Source organism: Helicobacter marmotae (genome assembly GCF_003364255.1).
Taxonomy (GTDB): Bacteria; Campylobacterota; Campylobacteria; order Campylobacterales; family Helicobacteraceae; genus Helicobacter_C; species Helicobacter_C marmotae.
The window spans coordinates 1-22,703 of sequence record NZ_NXLR01000021.1 but is presented as its reverse complement, the minus strand read 5'-3'; the positions used below and the strand labels follow the sequence as shown (position 1 = coordinate 22,703).

The following is a 22,703-nucleotide window of genomic DNA, read 5'->3' as shown; positions in this document are numbered from 1 at the left end:
AGCTTGCCTGCACGAGCGAAGCTCTTGCCCCCCATTATTTTATAAAACTTTGCACATTCAAGCCCCTCCCCCTTATAGAAAAAGAAAAAAGAGAATCACCAGCGACTCCGTCATTTTGTCATTCTGAGCCCCCACTAAAGGGCGAAGAATTGCTTTCAAAAACACCAAAAAGCACGACTAGTGATTCGAACAGAGATTCTTCGGTCGTTTCACTCCCTCAGAATGACAAAATAATAGCATTTACTAGTAATTCCAGCAGCAATTCTTCAACCCCCTAGCTGGGGTTTGTGATGCCAAAATGACGGAGTCTTTAGTGATTTCACATTGGAGATTCTTCGCCCTCTTGTGAGAGCAAAGACACGACAAATTTAGCTACCCGCTTGGGGTTTAAAGCAGAGATTCTCCGCCATAGCATTGCCGCCCCTAAAAGCTGATAAACCAATTTGTCTTATAGAAAGAATTTGCCCTTATTGTTGTGTTGAGCCCTAAGCGATAGGGGAGAGAAACGCGCAATTTCATTAAGAGAAACCTAGCTCTCCTTTAGCATTCTCTTAGCAAGCTTTTTGGCTTTATCCATCTCATCATTACACACAGAATCTCCATATATCGCATTGACATACTCTTCGTATGCAAGTTGCGAGCTAAAGGGCTTTTGAGCGGGTGCGGGCTTTTGGTATTCGCCATTGCTTTGGAGTTCATATATCTGTACATTATCACTTAGCTGCATTTGTAAGATTTCCATAAGTCTCTTACTCATATCTGCATTAAGGCTTGGTGTGAGTATCTCCACGCGTCGCTCAAGGTTGCGGGGCATAATGTCCGCAGAGGCGAAATACACGCCCACGCTATCATGCTTAAAATAGTAGATTCTAGCGTGCTCAAGGTATTTACCCACGATTGAAAAGACACGAATATTTTCACTTATGCCTTTCACTCCCGGACGCAATGCACATATACCTCGCACGATAAGATCAATCTTCACCCCTGCCATTGAGGCACGATAAAGCGCGCGTATCACATCTACATCAATAAACGCATTTGCTTTCATAATGATACGACCATTGGCTCCCATTTTAGTTTCATTTTCAATCAATTCTAGGATTTTGGGCTTAATTTGAGTAGGCGCGATAAGCAGGCTATCAAGCTTAGTGCGATAGCATGAACCTGTAGAGAGAGAATGAAAGAGTTTGATTGCATCTTTGGCAAAAGTTGTATTGCAGGTAAGAAGAGAAATATCTGTATAAATTTTAGCCGTGCTAGGGTTGTAATTACCGGTGCTTAGATGGACATATTTTTTCAGTGTATTGCCGACTTTTTTAATCACAAGGGCAATTTTGGCATGCACCTTTAACCCGGGCACACCATAAATCACATGTGCTCCTGCAGATTCTAAAGAATGCGCCCAATGGAGGTTATTTTCTTCATCAAAACGTGCTTTAAGCTCTACAAGGGCGGTTACTTGCTTATTATTCTCTGCAGCTTGAATAAGGGCTTTGACTATCGGGGAATTTTTCCCCACGCGATAAAGTGTCATACGAATAGATAGCACATCTGGGTCTTTTGCCGCACTTTGAATGAAATTCACCACTGGATCGAAGCTTTCATAAGGGTGGAAAAGTACTATATCATTTGCCTCCATAGTAGAGAGTATCTCGCTATTGCCATGAAGCGGGGGGAGAGTTTTGGGATTAAAGGGCGCACTGCTAAGGTGTGCATAAGCCTTACTCCCCACAAGCTCCCATAAACCATTAAGATTTAGGGGAATATGATAGATGTAAATATCCTTATTATCCACTTTGAGATGAGCATTGATAAAATCAAGCAAACTCGTATCTTTATCTACTCCCACTTCAAGGCGCACGACTTCCCCTTTGCGACGAGTTTTGAGCCCTTCACTCATAAGCTCGATAAAATCATCAGCCTCTTCTTCTTCAATTTCCATATCTGCATTACGTGTGATTCTAAAGGGGATATAATTGATAATTTCATAATCACCAAATAATTCACTCGCAAATTCGCCAACAATATCCTCTATAGCGATAAATATGCCACTTTGTATTTCCACAAACCTTGAAAGCAAACGCGAGATTCTCACCATGGCAAACTTTATGCTGCCATCTTGGAGGCTTTTTAGACGCAAGGCAATAGCAAAGCTAAGATTATTTAAATGCGGGAAAGGATGAGTAGAATCCACCACTACAGGGACAATCACAGGGTAGAGATAATTAATAAAGTATTCATGGAGTTGCTTTTTTTGCTCATTATCAAGCTCTGAGACTTGCTTAATATACATACCCTCACTGGCTAATCCGCTTTGTATTTCTTTAAAAACCGCTTCAAGGACCTTTTTTTCTTTGTCGAGGTATTCACGTATGTTTTTAAGCTGTTGAAGTGGAGTGAGTTTATCCGCTCCCACTTCGGTAATCCCGCTTGCATAGAGTCGTTTAAGCCCTGCTACGCGTATCATATAAAATTCATCAAGATTCGTGCCATAAATAGCTACAAACTTCAAACGTTCCAAAAGCGGGATATTGGTATTTCTGGCTTCATTGAGCACGCGTGTATTAAACTTGAGCCATGAAAGCTCACGATTAAAATACATTTTAGAATCATTAATTGTCATGACTGCCCCCTTGTGATATTTGGCTTAAATTGTAACTCATTGTCTTAAACCCACTCTTTAAGTAAGGCTACTCTCTTGGCATTTTCTCCACTTATGGCAAAAATGTGGCATTGGCTATGATGCTGGCTGAAATACATACTACCCTAAACCCCAAGTGGATAGCCAAGTTTGTCGTGTCTTTGGCGAAACCGAAGAATCTCCTTTAGAATTACTAAAAAGTGCGACTAGTGATTCGGGTAGGGATTCTTCAGTCGCTCTAATGCCCTCCCGCAAGAGCTGAGAATTGCCCTACGCCACAATAAAACCTCCCCAATGATTTAATATAGCGATATTTGCACTTTTTGGAAGCTAAATTTTCAACACTACATTAAAATTATTTGATTATAATCTGCCCCAATTTTAATCTAAAGGAGAAAGAGATGAAAAAGCTTTTACTAAGTTTATTGTGTGCGATGAGTTTAAGCACACATGCATTTGCTGTGAGTGTGGCTGGTATAGAGATTAGCCCAGAGATAGGCTTGCTCGCAGGTAAGACACAATACAAAGATACCACCTATGATGCAAATAGCAGTACGAATTATGGTGCCTTTGGGCGTATATGGGTGGGTTTGTTTGACCTCGTTATAGCCCCACAATTTAAGTATGACTACATTAAGTCTTCAGGTGCTTTTGATAAAGACTATACCAATCTCCAATATGGCGTGTCTGCGGGCTATAATATCGGGCTTATCGTAGCACGTCTTACACCCTATATAGGCGTGAATTACTCTAGCTTTAATAAATACTTCAAAGATACCACTTCTTACAATGCAGGACTTAAGCTAAAAATTGATTTCATTCCTATTTCTTTAGGCGTGCTTTATACATACCAAAACCCAGAGTTTGAAGTAGGCGGAGAAAAGCTTAAAATGCACACTATCCAAGCATTAATAGGCTTGCATTTCTAAGACTTTGCAGATTCTTAAGGAATCTGCTTCCTCTTTAATGCTTTGCGCATTTTGGATTCACTCTATATGATGTGTTCTGTTTGGAGCTTATAATGGCTTTAGATTCTGCTAAACTCATAGACTTTTTGCAATCCCATGATGAGTTACAAATCATTGATGAACCCCTTGATATTTATTTGCAAATCCCCCAACTTGCCTACCTCGAGGTGAAAAAGCCCACAAGTAAAGCCCTACTTTTTACTCACCCCATTTGCACAAGAAGTGGCAAAACATTTGATATACCCGTGCTTATGAATGTCTTTGGCTCACATAAAAGACTAGAGCTCCTCTGCTCTAAACCCATAGAGGGCATTGCTAAAGATATACATAATCTCCTTAATCTCTCCCCACCTAAAGGCATAAGGCAGATTCTCAGCAAGTTTAAAGAGTTCTTTGCTCTGCGGCATACTTTGCCCTCATATACAAAAAAGCGGGGCTTATGCCAAGAAATTGTGCAAACAGAGCATATTAATTTATTTGATTTGCCTATTTTAACCACATGGGAGCATGACGGCGGGGCGTTTATCACTATGGGGCAGGTCTATACGCAAAATCTCGCAGGCACGCAAAAAAATGTAGGCATGTATCGTCTTCAAGTCTATGATGAAAGGCATTTGGGGCTGCATTGGCAGATTCACAAAGATTCAGAGCATTTCTTCCACCAATACAAACAAGCAGGGCAAAAAATGCCTGTGAGTATCGCCCTTGGGGGAGACCCCCTCTATATTTGGTGTGCTCAAGCACCCTTGCCTATAGGCATTTTTGAACTTATGTTGTATGGATTTATACGGGGTAAAAAGCCCTTGCTTTGTTCTTGTATGACTAATCCACTTTTTGTCCCCCATGATGTAGATATAGTCATTGAGGGTTGGGTGGATACCACACAAATGCGAGATGAGGGACCATTTGGCGATCATACGGGCTTTTATACGCCCATTGAGCCCTACCCCGTGCTTGAAGTAAGCGCTATCACTATGCGCAAAAAGCCCATTTTTCCCGCGACAATCGTAGGCAAACCCCCGCTTGAAGACAAATATATGGGCTATCTCACAGAACGCGTATTTTTACCACTTTTGCAGACTACTGCTCATGGATTGATTGATTATCATATGCCTGAAAATGGCGTTTTTCATAATCTTATCCTTGCTAAAATCAAGCCCCAATACCCCAACCACGCTCAACAGATTATGCACAATTTCTGGGGAGCGGGGCAGATGAGCTTTGTAAAACATGCCATTTTCACAGATGAGCATGCCCCGGATTTAACCAACTATGAGGCATTTACAAGATATGTATTGAATCGGTTTTCACCAGAACATCTCCTTATCACAGAGGGTATTTGTGATGCACTAGATCATGCAAGCCCGAAGTTTGCACAAGGTGGTAAGTTAGGCTTGCAAGCGATTACTCCTATAAACAAGCCAGATTTTAAGGCATTAGATGATAGCCAGCTATGGGCAAAATGTGGGCATCTTTTGCCATATGCACAGGCTTTAAAGCAGTACTTTACTGATAGCATAAATCCTATTTGCATAGTGAGCACTCACAAGCAGGGTAATATATTTAGCGCATTAAAGGCACATTTAGAATCTTTAAAAAGTCTTAGCAATCACTTAAGCATTGTTGTTTTTGTAGATAGTATAAATAATTCGCTTGATAATCCCTATATGCTTACTTGGCGCATTGTTAATAGCATTGATGCTAAAAGGGATATTATGATAGAAGATAAGCTTGTGTTTATCGATGCGACACAAAAGGGCTTGTGTGATAACCACCCTAGGGCTTGGCCCCTTGATACTAACTGCAGCCCCCAAGTAATAGAATCCTTAAAGCAAAAGGGCTTGTGTGATGATATAGATGAAGCATTTTTGGAGCATTTTGCCATCTTGCATTAGATTCTAAAATCCACTTGTCTTTCATCTCATATCTTACCTTAATCTTTAGTGAAATTAAGTGTCCTTAAAGCAATCGCACTTTATAATCCCGCTTTTAAACAGAATAGAATCTGAAGGAATCTCAATGGAATTGACAAAAATAGCAACACAAGATGACATTAATCGTCAGTGGATTGTGCTTGATGCAAAAGACAAGGTCTTTGGTCGCCTCATTACAGAGGTAGCCACACTCTTGCGTGGCAAGCATAAACCTTGTTTCACGCCTAATATTGATTGCGGCGACTTTGTGGTGATTATTAATGCCGCAGAAGTGAAATTTACAGGTTTAAAACTTGAGGATAAAGAATATTTCACGCATTCAGGGTATTTTGGTAGTACTAAAAGCAAGACATTACAAGAAATGCTTGAGAAAAACCCTCAAAAGCTCTATCATCTTGCCGTCCGTGGTATGCTCCCTAAAAACAAGCTTGGACGAGCGATGCTCAAAAAGCTAAAAGTCTATCGCGACTCTACTCATCCGCATAGTGCGCAAGTTTCTAAAAGCTCAAAATAAGGGAATAGTATGGCAAAAGTTTATGCAACAGGAAAACGAAAAACATCAATAGCAAAAGTTTGGCTTACATCTGGCAGTGGTAAGCTCACTATTAATGGTCAAAGCCTTAATGATTGGCTAGGCGGACATGAAGCCATCAAAATGAAAGTCATGCAGCCCCTTATCCTCACAAAGCAAGAGAAATCTGTAGATATTCAGGCTGTTACCTTTGGCGGTGGCTATTCTGCACAAGCTGAAGCCTTGAGACATGGGATTTCAAAAGCGCTTAATACCTATGACATCGCCTTTAGAGCGATTTTAAAGCCTAAGGGGCTTTTAACACGTGATGCTCGTGTCGTAGAGCGTAAAAAATATGGTAAAAGAAAGGCAAGACGAAGTCCTCAATTCTCAAAAAGGTAGTCTTTTGGAAATTCTCTCTCAAAGTTTTGGCGAGTATCAAACAAATTGCTATATTTGTAAATTACCACAGGGGGAGATTGTTATAGATCCGGGCATTGGTGCGAGTGATTGGGTCATAAGCCATTGCTCTGCTCCTCTTGCGTTTTTAAACACTCACGGGCATTTTGACCATATTTGGAGTAATGCCGCCCTAAAAGCACATTTCCCAGATACGCCCCTTGTAGCACCGGAGCTTGATGTATTTATGCTAGAGAGTGATTGCTTTGGCACAGGAGTATCTCCAAGCACACCTGATATTCTCACACTCTGCCAAAAAGGCACACAAAAGCTTTATTTTAATGATGTTGAAGTGCTTTTCTCACATTTTCCCGGGCATACTCCGGGTTGTTCGATTATTGAGATAGAGGGTAATATCTTTAGCGGTGATTTTATCTTTTATCGCTCTATTGGACGCAGCGACTTTCCTTATTCTTCCCAAAGTGATATGCGAGATTCACTCCTTACTTTTAGTGCCATCCCCGCTACCCCCAATAAGCCCATTTATCCCGGGCATGGCAGAGCCACCACGCTTAAAGATGAACAAGCAAATGCTCCATTTTGGATTAAGCATTTAAGCGAGAGCTAAGGATTAACATAAGTCCAAGCAAATGGGGAATGCCTTTTGCTTTATTTACGTGTATTGAGTTTAAGTTTAAAATGAGGTGTCTATGGATTTAACGACCATTTTAGGGCTTGTAGGAGCGATTGCTAGTCTTTCAATAGGAGACTTCTTGGAGGGGGGAAATCCTCTACATCTTATCCACGTTAGCTCACTTATTATTATCCCTACAGCGGGTTGCGCGGCTATGTCAAGCACACATGGCTCCCATGTCAAAGGTGCGCTTAAAGAGCTCAAAATCGTCTTTGGCGCGACAAAAGTAAATCTCAATGAAACCATACGTACGATTGTTGAGCTTGCCACATTGGCTAGAAAAGATGGCGTTTTATCCCTCGAGGGTAAAGCCGCCCAGATTGAAGATGACTTCTTGCGTCAAGCCCTCTCTATGATTATTGACGGCAGAGACGCAAACGCTGTACGCGAAGATATGGAAGTGCAAATAGAATCTTTGGAAGAATACTATCATGGTTCGGCGCATTTCTGGGTAACTTATGCGGAGACTTGCCCTACTATGGGACTTGTTGGGGCGGTTATGGGGCTTATGCTTGCTTTGCAACTTCTTGATGACCCAAAAGCTATGGCGGCTGGTATTGCTGGGGCATTTACCGCGACTGTTACAGGGATTTTCTGTGCGTATGCGCTTTTTGGTCCTTGGGGGCATAAAATGCAAGCAAAAGCAAAGGATATTATCAGGGAGAGAATGGTTGTTTTAGAGGGGGTAGTGGGGATTGCTAATGGTGATAACCCGCGCAACCTCGAAGAAAAGCTCCTTGGCTTTATCCCACCGGGCGAGCCTAAAATCTCACAATTTGAGTAAAATATGGCTAGGAAGAAAAAGTGCCCCGAATGCCCCGCAGGAGAGAAATGGGCGGTACCTTATGCAGACTTTCTCTCCTTGCTTTTGGCTTTATTTATCGCCTTATGGGCGATCTCACAAATGAGTGCAGGCAGTGCGGAAACTCTCAAAACAGAATTTGTGAAAATCTTTGACTTCACTTTGACCTCACCACTTCCCTCAAATGAAGATGAAATATTAGATAATGAGACAGAAGATGAGGCAAAAGCCTCCAATGATAGCTCTTCAATAGCCCAAGCAGAAATAGAGCAAATGAGTCAAGATGGCGGTATTTTGGAACAAATGGAAATGGGGTTATCGCTACGCTTGCCATCAAACATATTTTTTAAAGAAGGCAGTGCAGAGATTAGCAATAGCGATGTTTATCTCTATTTGCAAAGAATGACTGCAATTATCAAAAAGCTCCCAGATTATGTGCGCATAGATGTACGCGGCTATACAGATAATGCCCCATTGCCCATAGGCTCGCCATATAAGGATAACTACGAGCTCTCCTCCGCACGCTCCCTTAGCGTTATGAAAGCTCTTATTAAAAATGGTATTTCTGCTGAACGTATTTCATTTTCTGGCTATGGCGAGCACCAAGCCATAGCGCCTAATGATAATGCTATTAATAGGGCTAAAAATAACCGCGTGCAGGTGTTTTTCTTTGTAGATCCTAAAGATGCCCCCGCAGCGCAGTCGATATTAGAAGAGACTTTGCAAAATACACCATAATGAGGGCTTTGGAGCAGATGTATATATGAAAGCAAGAGAACAAAGCCCAAATACACAAGCAAATGAGCATATTTTATAACTAACTCCCGCAAAAATAATTCCCACCAAGCACGATAGCATTATTTGAGCACTTAGACTTCTTTAGCCTTATAATAACAAGGCTAAAGAATCTCCCTTAGCATTACCAAAAAGTGCGGCTAGTGATTCTTGCAGAGATTCTTCGCCTGTTTCACAGGCTCAGAATGACAAACTTAGCTACCCGCAAGGGAAACCCACACATAATAAACACCTGCAAAGGAAATTAGTTTGTCATTCTGAGCTTTCGCAAGAAAGCGAAGAATCTCTATTTGATTCACCAGAAATTCTCCAAGTTTGGCATCACGAGGGCGGGCGTGAGAGCGACCGAAGAATCTCTCTTATCTACTAGAGACTTTCCAAAGGAATCGCTAGAAAATCTGCCCCATTGTCATGTCTAGAGCGAAGCGAAGAATCTCTAAACGAGTCACTAGTCGCCAACAGAGATTCTTCGGTCGTTTCACTCCCTCAGAATGACAAACTAACAGCATTTACTAAAAATCCAAACAGCAATTCTTCACCCCTTGCAGGGGTTTAGAATGACAATAGTGGCAGAGTTTCTAGTGATTCTTGCAAAGATGTTTCGCTCTTTTTGCAAAGGGCTGAAGCCGACAACCTCATTTCCCTTGTGAGTAAGCCACATTGTCAGCCCTTAAGCAGGACAAAAGCTCAACTCAAACATAGCAGTAAAAAATCTAAAAGCTATAGCCAACAAAAGGTATAATGAGACGTGTGGCTTATTAATACTCTATGCCCACTTCTCTTAATCTATCACGGATATAGCGCATTTGGATATTTTTATCAAAGCACCATTGAGGCGCAAGCAATGTATCATCATGCGCTCCTGCGGAGATTCTCTGCACGACCACATCTGGGGGGATCTTTTGGAGTGATTTTACAATCAGCTCACTAAAGCATTCCATACTAATAGGCTCATACTCTCCACTTTCATACAGCTTAGCTAAACGCGTGCCCTTAACCACATAAAGCGGGTGAATCTTAATGCCATTAATCCCCCACTCTAGCACGCTATCAAGGGAGTGTAACATCATTTGAGGACTCTCACCGGGCAAGCCATAAATCAAATGCGCGCACACTTTCACCCCTGCCTTTCTAGTTTTCTCAAACATCTCTTTTGCCGCAGCGATAGTATGGGCTCGATTCGTAATTTCTAAAGTCTTATCATATACAGATTGTATCCCATACTCAAGCCAAATCTCCTTGCCCTTTTTCACATATTCACCTAAAAGTGAAAGAAGAGCATCTTGCACACAATCAATACGCGTGCCTATGCTTAAACCCACCACATTAGGGAAGCTTAGAGCCTTATCATAGAGGGCTTTAAGCGTATCAAATGGAGCATAGGTATTGGTATAGGATTGAAAATACACCATATATTTGCTTATGCCAAATTTGCGTTGATGAAATTCACTATGCCAATAAAACTGCTCCTCAAGCTGGCTTAATTGCTTAGGGAGGAGAGGGTTTGAGCTAAGGGAGAAGCTCATCTTCACTGGTGCACCTTTGTCAATCTTTATAAGGCTTGGAGAGAAGCTTTCATTATCACAATAAATACACCCACCCTTAGCTAAACTTCCATCGATATTAGGGCAAGTAAAGCCCTGCAAAGATATGGGGATTTTGCGCACACGCGTGCCAAAACGTTTTTTAAAATACCGCCCCACGCTTAATACAAGACGCATTACACACCCTTAGTGTAATCATCAATATAGCATTCATCAAAGCAAGCCTTGCACCAGCCCTTACCCTCGCCGCCTATGCTTCTAAGCAAGCCCTCTATGGAGAGAAATCCCAAAGAATCTGCCCCAATATATTTACACACCTCATCAATACTTTTATTGGCACAAATGAGATGTTCCTTATGAGGCGTATCCACGCCATAAAAACAAGGAGAAATAGTAGGAGGAGAGGAGATAAGCAGATGGATTTTACGTGCTCCTGCTTGACGCAAGATTTTTATAATCTGTTTGCTTGTCGTGCCCCGCACTACAGAATCATCAATAACGATAATATCTTTATTGGCGATTAGCTCTTTAATGGGGTTAAGCTTTAAGCGCACTTTAAGCTCTCTCTGTTGCTGCGTGGGCTCAATAAATGTGCGCCCCACATAGTGATTACGGATAATACCTAGCTCAAAGTCTATGCCGCTTTGCTTACTATAGCCAATCGCTGCTGCCACACCAGAATCTGGCACAGGTATCACCATATCTGCTTCTATACGATGCTCTTTAGCTAACTCCACGCCCATTTGCTTGCGCGACTGATAGACATTAGCTCCAAAAAGCACACTATCAGGACGTGCAAAATACACATGCTCAAACACGCATGGATGGGGATTTGGCTCAAAAACTTGAATGCTTTTAGGCTGCGTATTTTTAAGCGCGTAAGCTCCATCAAAAATCAACATTTCTCCAGCATTAATCTCACGCACAAACTCCGCACCAATCAAATCAAACGCACAACTCTCACTTGCTACCACATAGCCCATACTGCCATCTTCGTTTTGAATCCTCCCCAAGCTTAAAGGGCGCAATCCATAGCGGTCGCGGATAGCAAACATCTTAGAACGAGAGAGAAACACAAAGCAATATGCACCATCGACATATTTAAGCGCGTCTATGATTCTATCTGTGAGGGAGTGCTTTTTACTCTGGGCGATTAAATGAATGAGATTTTCTGTATCTAAATGACTTTGAAATATCGCCCCCTGCTGGATAAGCATTTGGCGCGTTTGTTTGGCATTTGTGAGGTTTCCATTATGGGCTATGGCTATCTCGCCTAACTCATATCGTGCAAAAATAGGTTGTGTATCATTTATAGAATCTTCCCCTGCAGTAGAATAGCGATTATGCCCAATACTTGAGCGCCCCTGCAGCTTATCTAAACGTTTTTGAGTGAAAATTTTAGTAACAAGCCCTGTGTTTTTAATGGTTGTAATCTTTGTGCCATTACTCGCAGCAATACCGCTTGCTTCCTGCCCTCTATGCTGCATGGCAAAAAGTGAATAATAGCTCAAAACACTCGCATTTTGGACATTATATACACCTACAACCGCGCATTCCTCATTCCAACTTTTCATGCTTTAAAGCCTGCCCGTATCTGTGTTTTTGATTGTGATTGTATAGCAATAAAACTAATATTAAGATTGTTCATTTTAAAGCATAAGGGCATCTTGTATGCTATATAAGCCATTTTGTTTATTCACAATCCAGCTTGCCATATCAAGCGCACCCTTAGCAAATGTAAGGCGAGAAGTAGCATTATGCGTAAGCTCTAAATACTCGCCATCAAGATAGAATCCAACACTATGCCTGCCGCATACATCACCACCCCTTAGGCTCATCACAGCTATTTCTTGCTCTTTGCGCGCTCCAATCATACCATTACGTCCGCTAATGCGCACATCATCAAGCTTTAAACCGCGCGCATTGGCACAAGTTTGAGCAAGACTTAGGGCAGTGCCTGATGGGGCGTCTTTTTTATGCCGATGATGAAGCTCACAAATCTCTATATCACTCTCTTTAAGCGCGCTTGCGACAAGTGCTACGATTTTATTAAGCATAGCTACACCCTTGCTCATATTGGTAGCATATAAAATAGGCATTGTATGTGAGGCTTCCTCAAGCAAATGATATGTATCGTTATCAAGCCCTGTAGTGCCTATCACAAGGGGCTTAGGGTAATGCAAGGCAACTTCAAGTAAAGCTCTTGTAGCCTCTGGAGAAGAAAAGTCAATAATCACATCACTTGATTGCAAAAAAATATGAAAATCACGTGTTATTAATGTACTTGAGGGGAGCGAATACTGCAACTCATTGCGCACATACACGCTTGAGAGAGTAAAGTGATTGTGGTTTAAAATCTCCTCAATAAGCAATCGCCCTATGCGTCCTGTCGCCCCAAATATCCCAACTTTGAGCATATATTCTCCTTAAAGTTCTATCGCCCAAATTGTATAAAAACTTCCTTAACACTCACCATAATATTATTTATGCTCTAAGTATGCAATGGCTTGCAACGCCGCAGTAGCACCATCTCCAGCAGCACATACCACTTGTTTAGGAGCTTGTGTGCGCACATCTCCAGCAGCAAAAAGCCCCTCTATATTGGTCCTCATTGATAAATCTACTTTAATGCTTCCCCATTCATCACATTCACAAAGCATTGAGCCATCTTCTTGCTTGAGGATTGAAGTATTCACATCATAGCCCACAAAGATAAAAATACCCATAACAGGAATATCCTCTAATGCCCCAGAATCTGTATGCTTAATCAGCACGCTTGTAACGCCTGAGTTATCACCTTTAATCTCCTCAACAACCGCAGGTGTGATGATTTTGATTTTGTCATTTTTCTTTACATGTTCAATGGTAGTAGGCGCAGCGCGAAATTCATTTCTCCTATGCACTAAATGCACTTTAGAGCAAATACGGCTAAGATACACAGCTTCCTCCAAAGCCGTATCACCTCCACCAAGCACGACTACTTCTTGGTCTTTATAGAAAAAGCCATCACAAGTCGCACATGTGCTTATGCCCCTTCCCCAAAACTCGCTCTCACCTTTGAGATTAGCCTTTTTGGGGCTGCCTCCCGCAGCAAAGATGACAGCTTTTGCTTGCTCGACTTTACCACCAGAAAGATGAATACTAAAAATATCTCCCTCTTTACTTACGCGCACCACTTCACTCATATTATGCACAAGCCCGAAGCGAAAGCACTGCTCCTGCCAAGGCTGCATAAACTCCGCCCCACTTACAACTTCCTTTACACCCGGATAGTTTTCTATCTCGCTACTTCCAGTGATTTGCCCACCGGGCATACCTCTCTCAAACAGCACTACATTTTTTAAACCACCTCGTGTCGCGTATAATCCAGCACTTAGCCCAGCAGGACCACCACCAATAATCGCTAAATCAATCATACTCGCTCCTTTTGTAAATTGTAAAAATTTTCCATTATTAAAACTCAATTTACTAATTAAAGAGTAAATACTCCCCCTTTAGATGGCAATAAAATTCTCAATTAACTTTAAGCCTACTTCATGGCTTTTTTCAGGGTGGGGCTGGATACCAAAGAGATTATCTTTATTGACAATCGCTCCAAACTTATAGCCATAATCACAATATGCCAAGATAAGCTCAGGCTTAGCACAAATATGAAAGCTATGCACGAAGTAAAAAAAGCTATCATTGACTATATTTTTTAAAAGCGGGGATTGCAAGCCCTTAGGGCTAAAAGTGCAACTATTCCACCCCACGTGGGGGACTTTAAGAGTGCAAGAAAATGCCCTTACCTCACCCTCTAGTAATCCAAGCCCCTTATGCTCGCCAAACTCATAGCTTCTCTCAAAAAGCAGCTGCATACCTAAACAAATCCCAAGCAGGTATTTGCCACTTTTTGCAAATGCTATAACCGCCTCCTTTAAGCCTCTCCCCTCTAAATGACTCATCGCATTGCCAAACGCCCCTACACCGGGCAAAAGCAGCTTATCATAGTCTTTTAACTTATCGGGGGAAGATTCTATACATGCTTGAAAGGCTATATTGCTATGGCTTTTTATAAACTCAAAAGCATTTTGCACACTGCCCAGATTCCCCACTCCATAGTCGATAATGCCTATTTTAATCATCGCACAATCCTAAAAGCCATGAGGTATTATTCTCTATAACATTCCCCCGCTTCAATAAAAGATTATCGCGAACTTGCTCCAAATCCGCACAACTTAAAGCACTCATCACTTCTATAGAGAGTTGTGTGTGACTACTTGCGGGAATAGCATTTAGCAATGCCTCAATTTCTGCTATCAAAGCTTCTTTAGAGGTTACTTCACCATTTTTGCTTATATATGAGCTATTCATAGCTATCCTTTCTTTTGTGTGTCTTGTTTGTTGGCATAAGTGCTGATATGCCGCTTCAAACTTTGGGCAAAAACGTCAAAATAAGGCTTATTAGCGGGCAATTTCGCACAAAATTCATCTAAAAGCCCATAATAATCTGATTCTAAAAGATTGCCCTTTAAAAGCTCATATTTGAGATAGAGCCAATAGGTATTTAACACATCGCTTTCACAATAGTGATTAATCACTTCAAGGGCTTGGAAGTGCTCATTTGAAGCGGCATTGAGATAAGTCTCAAACACCTGCTCCCCACTCATATCATACTTCCCTACTAAATCTAGCATATGGCATATATTATCAAGCTTCAAAGCCCGCACTATGCCAAAATGCCCCAAACTATCGAGTAAATCTGTGTGAAATCCCTCGCTATATCGCTGGCGGTAGTTCTCCCATTTGCTTTTATTAGCCATTGCATTATCCTGCTCATAATAGCTCCACGCGCTGATGTCATACCGCATAGCCCTTAAAAGCATAGTAGGTATATCAAAGCCCCTGCCATTAAAGCTTACAAGCTTAGGATTACTCTTATTAAAAAAGCTCCAAAATTCACTTAAAAGTGTATTTTCTAAAGTGTCTAAAAATGCTTTATGCAAAAAGTCAGTATCTGCTCCCTCTTGTGCGCAAAGATTCTCTAAAAATGCAGAGCCAAAATGCCCTACCTTGATAAAATGCCCAAAATCATCACACACTACACTTGCTATACTTATCACACGATGAAAGCAATGAGGCAAAAATGTGCTTTTAGTCTTTTCAAGCTGTGCTTCAAAGGCAGCATTTGCTATCTCTAAGGGTGAGCCCTCAAAGCCGAAAGTCTCGCTTAAGAGATGAAAATCAGGGATTGTCTCTATATCAAACACGCACACCATTTGATGCCCCTCTTAAGAAAATATGGCTACAATATTACCAAATTTTACCAACCAACTACCCACACACAGCAAGGAGATTCTTATGTATGCATTGCTTAGCGTAAGCGATAAAGACGGGATTGTAGAGTTTGCTAAAGGCTTAAAGGCTTTGGGCTATCAGATTCTAAGCACAGGAGGGACGCTTAGGCTTTTAGAAGAAAGTCACATAGAGGCTATTGATATAAGTCAATACACTCAAAGCCCAGAGATGTTTGAAGGACGCGTAAAGACTTTGCACCCTAAAATCGCAGGCGGGATACTCTACCGCAGAGATAATCCCTCTGATGCAAAAGTCGCCAAAACGCACCAAATACAAGCCATTGATATAGTATGTGTGAATCTCTATCCATTTAAGCAAACCATTCTCCGCACAGATGATTTTGATGAGATTATAGAAAATATCGATATTGGCGGTCCCACACTTGTACGTGCCGCGGCGAAAAACCACGCCCATGTGCTTGTAATAACCGATAAAAGCGACTATGAGCCTATTTTAAAAGCCTTGCAACATAACCAAAACACCAAAGAGTTACGAAAAGAGATGATGATTAAGGCTTTTATGCACACTGCAAGCTATGAAGCAATGATTGCCAACTATATGAATAAACGTTTTTGTGAGGGCTTTGGGGAGCGGGTTTTCATAGAAGGGCAGAAGCTCCTCCAAACTCGCTATGGGGAGAATCCACACCAACAAGGGGCATTTTATACCTTTAGCGATTTTTGGCAAAAGCATTTTATTATCAAAAAGGGCGAAGCAAGCTTTAATAACCTTAGCGATATGAATGCCGCTATTAAAATCGCTACAAGCTTTGGGAGCGATAAAAAGGCTGTATGTATCATAAAGCATGGCAATCCTTGCGGATTCGCACTTAAACCCTCGCTCTTAGAATCTTACCAAGCTGCCCTCTCTTGTGATAGCATAAGTGCCTATGGTGGGGTGGTAGCCTGCAATGGCATTATCGATAAACCTCTTGCAGAAGAGATAAATAAAACCTTTATAGAAGTGCTCTGTGCGGGGGATATTACCGATGAAGCACTCAAGGTCTTTGAGAGTAAAAAACGGCTTAAAATCTTTACCCAAAATAGTGGCTTTTTATCTCTTCCACATGATAAGTATGACTTCAAGCATATACAGGGAGGATTTTTGTATCAGCAAAGTGATACTATAAGAGATGATGAAGTACAAAATGCTACATTAGTAAGTAAAAAGTGTGCAACCAAAGAGCAGCTATTAGACTTAAAAATCGCCTATGTAATCGCCGCATGCACGAAATCAAATTGTGTCGCTTATGTCAAAAATGGCGCGCTTGTAGCTATCGGTATGGGTATGACAAGCCGCGTTGATGCCTCAAGGGCGGCTATAGCTAAGGCTATGGATATGGGTTTAGATATAAGTGGCTGTGTGTGCGCCTCTGAAGCATTCTTCCCCTTCCGTGATAGCATTGATATGGTGCATACATATGGCGTGAGCGCGGTTATCCAGCCCGGAGGAAGCATTAGAGATGATGAAGTAATAGAGGCTTGCAATGAGCATAATATAGCGATGTACTTTACCCACACGCGGCATTTTTTACATTAATTTATAGCCCTTAAGGATACAAATGCGCTACACTCACCTAAAATTGCAAGATTTTATCGCTCCCTATAGGCTTATATCTCCCACCAAAGAGCTACTCTCTAGTTTTAGCAAAGCCCTAGAATCTTATCGAGCTAAGCTAGAAGGAGATTCTAGCACCCGACAAGAAGAATATGCTAAAAACATCTTACGCGATGTGCTCTCAAATTGCTTTGATTATGAATGCAACACCAAAGACAAAATCGATTTAGCCATTTATGAGCAAGGATGGGTGCGTGTGATTATCGAATGCAAGGCTACTCATAGCAAAGAGTTTATAGCAAATGAGGGACTAGAATCTAAAGCCTTTTATCAATCTATCCTTTACTACTTAAAAGAACACATCACGCATAAAAATAATAATCTCACCCACATTATCCTAACTAATTACAAAGCTTTCTATCTTATCGATGCCAAAGCCTACGCACCCCTAGCCAAAGACAAAGCAATTTTAAAAGCTTTTAGTAATCACCAAAATCGCAAGGGCAATGATAGTAGCACTAAATATTTTTATGAGGAGTTAGAATCCTTATTGCCAAAACTTGATTATGAGATACCTTTTACACATTTTAGACTAGATTTGCCCAATTTAGCCAAAGATACCTCCGCTCTGGCATTAATCTACCAAACCCTAAGCCCAGCGGCTATTCTAAAAGCCAAAAGCTACATCGATGCCAATACCCTAAATATAGGCTTTTATAATGAATTGCTCTACATCTTAGGCTTAGAAGAAATAACCCAAAATGGCAAAATCCTAATCCAGCCTAGCTCCACGCCTAACACCCTTTTAGATTCACTTTGTGCTGCCTTTAACTACCAAAAAGACAAAGACTTTGAAGATATTTTTGCCCTCCTTATCACTTGGAATAACCGCCTCTTATTCCTAAGGCTTTTAGAATCAATGCTGCTTAGCTTTCAGCATATACAAAAGCCATTTTTAGAGCTAGATTCTATCCCTAGCTTTATCACACTCAACTCACTCTTTTTTGACATCTTAGCTAAGCTAGAATCTGCTAGAGATATAAACATTCCTAAAGCCTTAAGTGATATTCCCTATCTGAACTCTAGTCTTTTTGATAAAACCCCCTTAGAAAAAGCAGGGAAAGAAATAAAGCTACTTAGCTCTGAGCCCTTAAAACTCTATAAGTATTCTATCCTCCATAAAGAGAGTAGTGCCCATTCACCAAAGCCTAGCAAAGATAATGAACTCCCGCTTTTAGAATATTTCTTTGCCTTTCTTCACGCCTATGACTTCACCACCACGACAAAAGATATTCAAAATTACACAAAAACCAATTATGATAAACTCATCAATGCCGCTGTGCTGGGGCTTGTGTTTGAAAAGCTTAATGGCTATAAGGAAGGGAGCTTTTACACTCCTAGCTTTATTACTCGCTATATGTGCAGGGAATCTTTGCAGAAAGTAGTAATTGATAAATTTAATGCTTTCAAAAATTGGGATTGTAAAGACTTAGAAACACTCAAAATCAAGCTAGATAAACTCACAGATTCTAAAGAAGGCTACAAAGAAGCAAATGCGATTTTTGATTCTATCAAAATCTGCGACCCCGCTGTGGGGAGTGGGCATTTCCTTGTTGCTGCGCTAAATGAAATGATAGCCCTTAAATTTGAGCTAGGAATCCTCTGTGATGACAATTATAATCGCCTCAAAAACATCACCCTAGAAGTGATTAATGATGAGATTGTCATTAGAGATTCTCACAATGCACTTTTTAGCTACACGCTTCCCTCACATGAACACATAGAATCACACCAAATCCAAAAAGCCATATTTCACACCAAGCGCAAACTGATTGAATCTTGCCTTTTTGGCGTAGATATTAACCCAAACTCTTGTGAGATTACTAAGCTAAGGCTGTGGATAGAGCTACTCAAATATAGCTACTACAAAGATATTCCTAATAAAAGACTAGAAACCCTGCCTAATATTGATATAAATATCAAATGCGGGAATAGCTTGATTTCGCGCTTTAATTTAAGCGATTCACTTAATCAAATACTCAATATCGCTACACAAATCAAAAAATACAAACAACTCGTGCAGGATTATAAAAACGCCGACCAAGCACTTAGCAAAATCTCTAAAGCAGAGATAGAACAACAAATACAATCCATTAAACAAACCTTCACCCTAACGCTCAAAGACCCTAAAACCACCAAAGAGCTAAAAAGAGCGCTTCAAAAACACATTACAAACTATGGGCATTTTTTACTTGATAATGCAAGCTTGCTTGATGGGCTAGAGTTAGGCATAAGTGGGAATCTCTTTGATAACACGTCCTTAAGCAAAGCCCAAGAAGAAGAGGCGATACAATCTTATAGCAAGATTGTAGCCTTGCGTAAAAAGCTAGAGCTAACTCTTAGTGGTGAAGCATATAAAAACGCCTTTGAATGGCGCTTTGCCTTCCCTGAAGTGCTGGATAATAATGGCAATTTTTTGGGCTTTGACCTCATAATAGGCAATCCCCCATATGGGAATCTCAATAAAGCATTTGCTAAAGACTTTATAAAAAAGCATTATCATCATTCAAACATCAATGAAATTAGCTCAAATTTTGCAGAAATGGCTCATTATTTATTAAGAGAAAATGCCTCCTTTCACTTCGTTACCAGCTATGCGATTACTTTCTCACTTGAACAAAGTGCTCTTAGGAATCTTTTGCACCAAAACTATAAGGAAGTAAAAATTTCTTCTTACGATAGAGATGGTTGTCCTCAATTTGACAAAATGTCCCAAAGTGTGAGTATTTGCTTTGCTATTTCAAAACAAGCAAATCAAAATGCTGTATTTAAAACGAGTCAATTTATAAGGCAAAAAATTGCACATAATGAAATAAGCTTTGAAAAAGTTGATGGTTTTCTATTGAATGCAAAAGGATTAAATAATGACTTTTCACTAAAACACAGACTCCCGAAAATAGGCACAAAACAAAATCTTGCATTGTTAGAACATCTCAAAAATATGCCAAATGTTTTGGGAGATTTGTTTGTCGGAGAAGAGCAACTCTATATAAGAAGCAGTGGCAATTATTGGTATAACGCATTTTTAGAGCTGCCATATAAAAGCACGGAAATTAAATCCCATAAAGTCAAATACAGAAATTTTATATTTTGTCTCATAAATGCAAATATTTATTATTGGTGGTTAAGAATCTATGGAGATGGTAGGCACAATAATAAAGACATTATGGAGCATTTTAGATTGCCAGATTTTGCACTCATTTTGAAACACAATGACTTATGGGAAAATCTTGCAAAGGAGCATTGGCAACATATGATGAGTGTATTTAATGCCAAAAATAATTATTTTGCCACTTCGCAGATAAAATCTAGCGTGGATTTGTTGGATTTACATATTTGTAGCAAAGTTTTGGGCTTAAATAAGGAACAAATCCATTATATCTGTAATTATGATAGCAATATAAGAGGTAGAATCCAAATCAAATAAGCCATCTTCACTCTCTCACGGAAGCAGAAATCAAAATTATAGAATGCTAAGCTTTTATGCTATCATTGCAACCATGAGCAGAAAAGATAGCATAAAAGAAAATATAGGCACATTAAGGGCTTTTAGCATATTATTTCTTACATCAATATTTGGTGTTTTAGGTTATGCAATAGCAAATTTAGAAACGCTCACTACGCCTAAAATGCTTATAGGTGTAGTGATTTTAATATTTTTGGTTTCTGCATTTGTATTTATTTTATTAAAACATAAAGAACAGGTAAAATCCTAGAGAAGTTGGAATGATAAATGGGATTATTTTGGTTGGTTTAAGTCTTATAGCAATAGCGTTTTGCACTTGGTTTTTGGCTAAAACTTTGAGTTCTAAGGGGCATAGCCAGCATTAGCTAAATTTCAACATAATATACTTTGTGCTCAATTCTAATGGGTGGATAAAGCAAGTGAGCAAAAGCTCCCTATCCCACAAATCACAGCATCTAACCAACACATCGTAGATACAATTATTGCCTTAGTGGAGGAGATATTGGCACTCAAAGCTTCTAGTGCTGATACTTCGCATTTAGAAGTCCAAATTGATAATTTAGTATATAAACTCTATAATCTCACCAATGAAGAAATTAAAATCATAGAGGGATAGCACAAAACAATATGGATAAGAGCCTTGTAGAGTTTCAACAAAACCTAGAGAATCTCGTTTCAGAAGAAAGAATAAAATCCTATGGCAGCGTAGAAAAACACTTTGAAAATCTTTATCTTGTAGCCAAGATTACGCCAAAAATCGCCTCAATAGAAATTGCACTCAGAAATATATTAGACTTTTATCTTAAGCAAAACAATCAAGATTGGATATTGTGTAGTGATTCCGATATGATTAAAAAAATGAGAGAGGATATTCAAAGTAAAGACAAAATTATCCTTAAGCATTATCAAATCCTCTCAAGATTGACGCTAGGCAATGTGATACAAATCATCTTAGAATACAAACTGCAAAATAAAATATTTGACTTACAAGAGTTTGATTTCGCGCTTTATAGCTCAAGCAATCGGAATTTTGGTATTATCAATGAGCAAAAAGTAGATTTTAGTAATATTGATAAGGTTAATATCGTATTAAGCTTGTTGCAAAATATTAGAAATCGTGGCTTTCATTGGGAAAATCTGCTTAAAGTTCGAGAATCTAAGGGCAAATATTTTCCAAGAATTACTACAAAACAAAATAAAACTTTTATAGGCATAGAGCCGATACATATTTGCCTATTTCTTGATGATTTACTAAAAGTGTTTAATAAAGATATGGTGAAGCTAACAGATTTTAAGGGATTGAAAGGGATATAATGAAATGGGGGCTAGTTCCCCCTCGAATTTCACTTGAGATAGTATTGTTTTTTAACTTAAGAGGCAATAAATCGTTTTGTTCTTGTGTGCCAAATGGCTAGTAGTTTGGGTGAGGGTGCATTTCGGTGGATAAAGCAAGTGAAAAATCTCCATCTCAAACCCCAAGCGGTAGCAAAGTTTGTCATTCTGAGCATTGCGAAGAAATTCAGCCCGAATTACCAGCGAATCCGTTAGTTTGTCATTCTGAGGGCGGGCGTAGCCCGACCGAAGAATCTCTGTTTGATTCACCAGAAATTCTCCAAGTTTGTCATTCTGAGCGAAGCGAAGAATCTCTAAGGGAATCACTAGTCGCCAAGAGAGATTCTTCGCTTGATTCTCAAGCTCTAGACATGACAATAAGTCCCAAACGTCTTTCAGCAGTGAGACACGCTCTCATCACAGGATAAAATTAAATCGCACGAAGTGCCACCTCTTAAAGCGTCGTCGGGGGTGAGAAGTATATCTTCGAACGACATACAAAGTATGGCGGGGGGGGGATATAAGGGGGGAAGAAAATTATTATGGGGGTGGAGCTTGTCTGCACGAGCGAAGCGCTTGCCCCCCCACTATTTTTTAAAAATTTGCTCATTCAAACCCCCCCCCCCTGTTGAAAAAGAAAAAAAAGAAACACCAGCGGCGCCG

25 protein-coding genes and 1 pseudogene are annotated in these 22,703 nt (G+C 40.2%); 17 read left to right on the top strand and 9 right to left on the bottom strand.

Features of this window, described 5'->3' with window-relative positions:
* A partial coding sequence (locus CQA63_RS09920) for a hypothetical protein (RefSeq protein WP_170128394.1) occupies window positions 1-278 on the top strand: 278 nt, incomplete at its 5' end.
* Window positions 279-529: 251 nt separating this feature from the next.
* Here the strand turns inward: CQA63_RS09920 and CQA63_RS08445 are convergent.
* The gene (locus CQA63_RS08445; protein WP_104700621.1) at window positions 530-2,623 is read right to left on the bottom strand and encodes an RNA degradosome polyphosphate kinase; all 2,094 of its coding nucleotides are present in this window, start codon (window positions 2,621-2,623) and stop codon (window positions 530-532) included.
* Window positions 2,624-2,761: 138 nt separating this feature from the next.
* A complete protein-coding gene (locus tag CQA63_RS10435) occupies window positions 2,762-2,896 on the bottom strand; it encodes a hypothetical protein (RefSeq protein ID WP_267891935.1) in 135 nt (44 codons plus the stop codon).
* Window positions 2,897-3,042: 146 nt separating this feature from the next.
* On the opposite strand from CQA63_RS10435, the gene CQA63_RS08440 reads away from it, so the two are divergent.
* From CQA63_RS08440 to CQA63_RS09915, 9 genes are all read left to right on the top strand, one after another.
* Complete coding sequence (locus CQA63_RS08440) at window positions 3,043-3,570, top strand: outer membrane beta-barrel protein (protein WP_104700620.1); 528 nt, start codon at window positions 3,043-3,045, stop codon at window positions 3,568-3,570.
* A gap of 92 nt (window positions 3,571-3,662) precedes the next feature.
* Complete coding sequence (locus tag CQA63_RS08435; RefSeq protein ID WP_104700619.1) at window positions 3,663-5,504, top strand: menaquinone biosynthesis decarboxylase; 1,842 nt, start codon at window positions 3,663-3,665, stop codon at window positions 5,502-5,504.
* A 124-nt stretch (window positions 5,505-5,628) separates the two neighbouring features.
* Entirely contained in the window at window positions 5,629-6,057 is a 429-nt protein-coding gene (gene rplM / locus CQA63_RS08430; RefSeq protein WP_104700618.1) for a 50S ribosomal protein L13, read from the top strand.
* 9 nt (window positions 6,058-6,066) lie between these two features.
* A complete protein-coding gene (rpsI, locus tag CQA63_RS08425; protein WP_104700617.1) occupies window positions 6,067-6,456 on the top strand; it encodes a 30S ribosomal protein S9 in 390 nt (129 codons plus the stop codon).
* A 4-nt stretch (window positions 6,457-6,460) separates the two neighbouring features.
* Window positions 6,461-7,081 carry an MBL fold metallo-hydrolase gene (locus tag CQA63_RS08420; RefSeq protein ID WP_104700616.1) on the top strand — a complete coding sequence of 207 codons (621 nt, stop codon included), beginning with the start codon at window positions 6,461-6,463 and terminating at the stop codon, window positions 7,079-7,081.
* A gap of 82 nt (window positions 7,082-7,163) precedes the next feature.
* The gene (gene motA / locus CQA63_RS08415; RefSeq protein WP_104700615.1) at window positions 7,164-7,931 is read left to right on the top strand and encodes a flagellar motor stator protein MotA; all 768 of its coding nucleotides are present in this window, start codon (window positions 7,164-7,166) and stop codon (window positions 7,929-7,931) included.
* Window positions 7,932-7,934: 3 nt separating this feature from the next.
* Window positions 7,935-8,687, top strand: a complete 753-nt coding sequence (motB, locus tag CQA63_RS08410; RefSeq protein ID WP_104700614.1) for a flagellar motor protein MotB — start codon at window positions 7,935-7,937, stop codon at window positions 8,685-8,687.
* Window positions 8,688-9,034: 347 nt separating this feature from the next.
* Window positions 9,035-9,163 carry a hypothetical protein gene (locus tag CQA63_RS10430; RefSeq protein ID WP_280524198.1) on the top strand — a complete coding sequence of 43 codons (129 nt, stop codon included), beginning with the start codon at window positions 9,035-9,037 and terminating at the stop codon, window positions 9,161-9,163.
* Window positions 9,151-9,300, top strand: coding sequence for a hypothetical protein (locus CQA63_RS09915; RefSeq protein ID WP_170128393.1), 150 nt, complete (start codon window positions 9,151-9,153; stop codon window positions 9,298-9,300). The genes CQA63_RS10430 and CQA63_RS09915 overlap by 13 nt, the downstream gene beginning before the upstream one ends.
* 202 nt (window positions 9,301-9,502) lie before the next feature.
* On the opposite strand, the gene mnmL is transcribed toward CQA63_RS09915, so the two are convergent.
* The 7 genes from mnmL to CQA63_RS08375 form a co-directional block, all read right to left on the bottom strand.
* Window positions 9,503-10,465 (bottom strand): tRNA modification radical SAM protein MnmL/YtqA, encoded by a 963-nt coding sequence (mnmL, locus tag CQA63_RS08405; RefSeq protein ID WP_104700496.1) that lies wholly within the window; start codon window positions 10,463-10,465, stop codon window positions 9,503-9,505.
* Entirely contained in the window at window positions 10,465-11,862 is a 1,398-nt protein-coding gene (gene purF / locus CQA63_RS08400) for an amidophosphoribosyltransferase (RefSeq protein WP_104700497.1), read from the bottom strand. The genes mnmL and purF overlap by 1 nt, the downstream gene beginning before the upstream one ends.
* A 75-nt stretch (window positions 11,863-11,937) precedes the next feature.
* The gene (gene dapB, locus CQA63_RS08395; protein WP_104700498.1) at window positions 11,938-12,705 is read right to left on the bottom strand and encodes a 4-hydroxy-tetrahydrodipicolinate reductase; all 768 of its coding nucleotides are present in this window, start codon (window positions 12,703-12,705) and stop codon (window positions 11,938-11,940) included.
* Window positions 12,706-12,768: 63 nt separating this feature from the next.
* Window positions 12,769-13,704 carry a thioredoxin-disulfide reductase gene (trxB, locus tag CQA63_RS08390; protein WP_104700499.1) on the bottom strand — a complete coding sequence of 312 codons (936 nt, stop codon included), beginning with the start codon at window positions 13,702-13,704 and terminating at the stop codon, window positions 12,769-12,771.
* Window positions 13,705-13,782: 78 nt separating this feature from the next.
* Window positions 13,783-14,412 carry an imidazole glycerol phosphate synthase subunit HisH gene (hisH, locus tag CQA63_RS08385; RefSeq protein ID WP_104700500.1) on the bottom strand — a complete coding sequence of 210 codons (630 nt, stop codon included), beginning with the start codon at window positions 14,410-14,412 and terminating at the stop codon, window positions 13,783-13,785.
* Window positions 14,405-14,641, bottom strand: a complete 237-nt coding sequence (locus CQA63_RS08380; protein ID WP_104700501.1) for a hypothetical protein — start codon at window positions 14,639-14,641, stop codon at window positions 14,405-14,407. Before CQA63_RS08380 ends, hisH begins: the two co-directional genes overlap by 8 nt.
* Before the next feature lie 2 nt (window positions 14,642-14,643).
* Complete coding sequence (locus CQA63_RS08375; protein ID WP_104700502.1) at window positions 14,644-15,546, bottom strand: 3'-5' exonuclease; 903 nt, start codon at window positions 15,544-15,546, stop codon at window positions 14,644-14,646.
* Between the two features lie 82 nt (window positions 15,547-15,628).
* Between CQA63_RS08375 and purH the strand changes: the two genes are divergently transcribed.
* From purH to CQA63_RS10090, 7 genes and pseudogenes are all read left to right on the top strand, one after another.
* Entirely contained in the window at window positions 15,629-17,164 is a 1,536-nt protein-coding gene (purH, locus tag CQA63_RS08370) for a bifunctional phosphoribosylaminoimidazolecarboxamide formyltransferase/IMP cyclohydrolase (protein ID WP_104700503.1), read from the top strand.
* 22 nt (window positions 17,165-17,186) lie between these two features.
* Window positions 17,187-20,669: a type IIG restriction enzyme/methyltransferase gene (locus CQA63_RS08365; RefSeq protein WP_104700504.1), complete on the top strand. Its 3,483-nt coding sequence runs from the start codon at window positions 17,187-17,189 to the stop codon at window positions 20,667-20,669.
* A gap of 43 nt (window positions 20,670-20,712) precedes the next feature.
* Entirely contained in the window at window positions 20,713-20,958 is a 246-nt protein-coding gene (locus CQA63_RS08360; protein ID WP_104700505.1) for a hypothetical protein, read from the top strand.
* A 162-nt stretch (window positions 20,959-21,120) separates the two neighbouring features.
* Window positions 21,121-21,324 (top strand): annotated as a pseudogene (locus CQA63_RS08355) (Eco57I restriction-modification methylase domain-containing protein); the annotation flags it as partial.
* An 11-nt stretch (window positions 21,325-21,335) separates the two neighbouring features.
* Window positions 21,336-22,022 (top strand): hypothetical protein, encoded by a 687-nt coding sequence (locus tag CQA63_RS08350; protein ID WP_104700507.1) that lies wholly within the window; start codon window positions 21,336-21,338, stop codon window positions 22,020-22,022.
* A gap of 125 nt (window positions 22,023-22,147) precedes the next feature.
* Window positions 22,148-22,468, top strand: coding sequence for a hypothetical protein (locus CQA63_RS09530; RefSeq protein ID WP_147288763.1), 321 nt, complete (start codon window positions 22,148-22,150; stop codon window positions 22,466-22,468).
* A 16-nt stretch (window positions 22,469-22,484) separates the two neighbouring features.
* The coding region (locus CQA63_RS10090; protein WP_211305739.1) for a hypothetical protein at window positions 22,485-22,703 on the top strand (219 nt) is incomplete at its 3' end.